Source organism: Hydrogenophaga sp. FW305-3-2-15-A-LB1 (assembly GCF_058787875.1).
The window spans coordinates 1-2304 of record NZ_JBYTAE010000176.1 but is presented as its reverse complement, the minus strand read 5'-3'; the positions used below and the strand labels follow the sequence as shown (position 1 = coordinate 2304).

Here is a 2304-nt window from a genome sequence, read left to right as displayed (position 1 = left end):
GCCACATCCTCGGGCGGGGCGACGGCGTCCGCGCGGGACGAGATCACCACCGGCGCGGGTGTGTTGGGGTTGTTGGGGTCGCGTGCGTTCATGCCAGTGCCTCCAGCGTTGCCGCGTTGAGGTTTTCCAGGTTGATGTGCTGCAGGCCCTGGCTCTCCAGCCAGAAGCGCTGCAGCAGGTTGCCCAGCACGGCCTGTCGGTAGGCGGCGCTGGCGCGCATGTCGGAGATCGGCTGGAACTCGGCGCGCAGCGCGGCCACGGCGGCTTTCACCGCTTCGGGCGTCCAGGGCTGGCCGCGCAGGGCGGCTTCGGTCTGGCGCGCGCGCGCCGGCGTGGCGGCCACACCACCCGCGCCGATGGAGACCTGCGCCACCACGCCGTCGGTCACCGTCATCTGGATCGCGAGACAGACGGCGGAGATGTCGTCGTCGAAGCGCTTGCTGATCTTGTAGGCCTTGAAGGTTTCCCCGGCCGTGGGGCGGGGCACCTTGATCCAGGCCAGCAGTTCGTCGGGCCGCATCACGTTGGTGCGGTAGCCGGTGTAGAGGTCTTCCAGCCGCAGTTCGCGGTGGGCGATGGCGCCGCGTTTCGCGTCCCAGCGCATCAGCACCACGCTGGCGCCCAGGCCGATCAGCAGCGGCATGGAGTCGCCGATGGGCGAGCCGTTGGCCACGTTGCCGCCCAGCGTGCCCGAGTTGCGCACCGGCAGGCCGGCGAAGCGCTGGGCGAAGGTCTGGAGCTGGGGGCGGTCTTTCACCAGGGCGGCGTAGGCGTCGGTGAGCGTCACGGCCGCGCCGATGGCGATGTGGTGGGGATAGTCTTCCACCCGGCGCAGCTCGCGCACGGCGGTCACGTCCAGCACCTGCACGAAGCGCTTGTGCATCTTGGTGACCCACAGGCCGACGTCGGTGCAGCCCGCGACCACCTGGGCCCGGGGGTGGGCGGCGCGCTGCCGCAGCAGCTCGGCCAGCCGGGTCGGGCGCAGGTAGGTGGTGCCGTCTTCCTGGTTCTTCCTGAGCGACTGGAGCGCCGCCACGGTGGCGGCCTCGTTCACGCCACAGCCCTGGGGCAGCGGCAGGCCGCCCATCTGCTGCGCGGCGTCCAGGATGGGCCGGTAGCCGGTGCAGCGGCAGAGGTTGCCGGAGAGGTCGGCCTGGGCCTGGGCGCGATCGATGCCCTGGCCGCCCTGGGTGTTCTGGTACATGCCGAACAGGCTCATGACGAAACCCGGGGTGCAGAAACCGCACTGGCTGCCGTGGCACTGCACCATGGCTTCCTGCGCCGGGTGCAGCTCGCCTTCTTCATTGGCCAGGTCCTCCACGGTCCAGACCGCCAGGCCGTTCACCGAGTGCGCCAGCCGGATGCAGCTGTTGATGGCTTTGTATTCCAGTTTCCCGTCCACCGCCTCGCCCAGCACCACGGTGCAGGCGCCGCAGTCGCCTTCGCCGCAGCCCTCCTTGGTGCCGGTGCAGTGCAGGTCTTCGCGCAGCACCTCCAGCAAGGTGCGGTCGGGGGCCACGTGGCGCAGCGTCACGGGCTGGCCGCGGCGCAGGAAGGTCAGGGTTTGTGCGGATATTTCGGTGCTCATGCGTGCCAGCATAGCGCTGCCCCCTTGGCACAACATATGCTCGGCCATATGTCCAAAATGCCCAAAACACCATTCAGTCGCATATGACAAGGGTATGAAATACATGTCCATGTTCGACAAGATTGACCTGCACCTGATTCGCGTGCTCCACACCGTGCTCACCGAGCGCAGCGTGTCGCGCGCGGCGCTGCGCCTGGGCATGTACCAGCCGGCGGTGAGTGCGGCGCTCAAACGCCTGCGCGAAATGGCCGGCGACCCCCTTCTGGTGCGCTCGGGTTCGGGCATGGTGCCCACGGTGGCGGGGCTGCGCATGATCGAACCGGCGGCCGACATCCTGCGCAGCGCCGAGGTGCTGTTCTCCGACGCGCGCAGCTTCGAGCCCGCCACCGCGCGCCACAGCTTCAGCATCGCCGCCAGCGACTACATGGACCCGCTGTTCCTGCCGCAGCTGGTGACCCAGATCAAGAGCCAGGCGCCGAACTGCCCGATCGACATCCACCCGCTCTCGCGCGACTCCGACTACCGCAACCACCTGGCCCAGGGCGACGTGGACGTGGTGATCGGCAACTGGACGCAGCCACCCGACGACCTGCACCTGGGCCGCCTGTTCGGCGACGAGGTGGTCTGCCTGGTCTCCCAGCAGCACCCGGCGGCGCGCCGGGGCTGGGACGTGGAGGCCTGGCTGGGCGCCGAGCACATCGCGCCCACGCCCACCC

At 69.4% G+C, this 2304-nt stretch carries 2 protein-coding genes; one reads left to right on the top strand and one right to left on the bottom strand.

Translation table 11 applies throughout. The features are described 5' to 3' along the window. Positions 1-88 precede the first annotated feature (88 nt). Positions 89-1588: a xanthine dehydrogenase small subunit gene (xdhA, locus tag AC3WPZ_RS27905; RefSeq protein WP_492442608.1), complete on the bottom strand. Its 1500-nt coding sequence runs from the start codon at positions 1586-1588 to the stop codon at positions 89-91. Between the two features lie 94 nt (positions 1589-1682). Here xdhA and AC3WPZ_RS27900 point away from each other — a divergent pair. Then, positions 1683-2304 (top strand): LysR family transcriptional regulator (locus AC3WPZ_RS27900; protein ID WP_492442606.1); only part of this gene is annotated, 622 nt, incomplete at its 3' end.

Excerpts from the sequence above, each read along its gene's own strand:
- xdhA (WP_492442608.1), bottom strand. The coding sequence starts at position 1,588 with ATGAGCACCGAAATATCCGCACAAACCCTGACCTTCCTGCGCCGCGGC.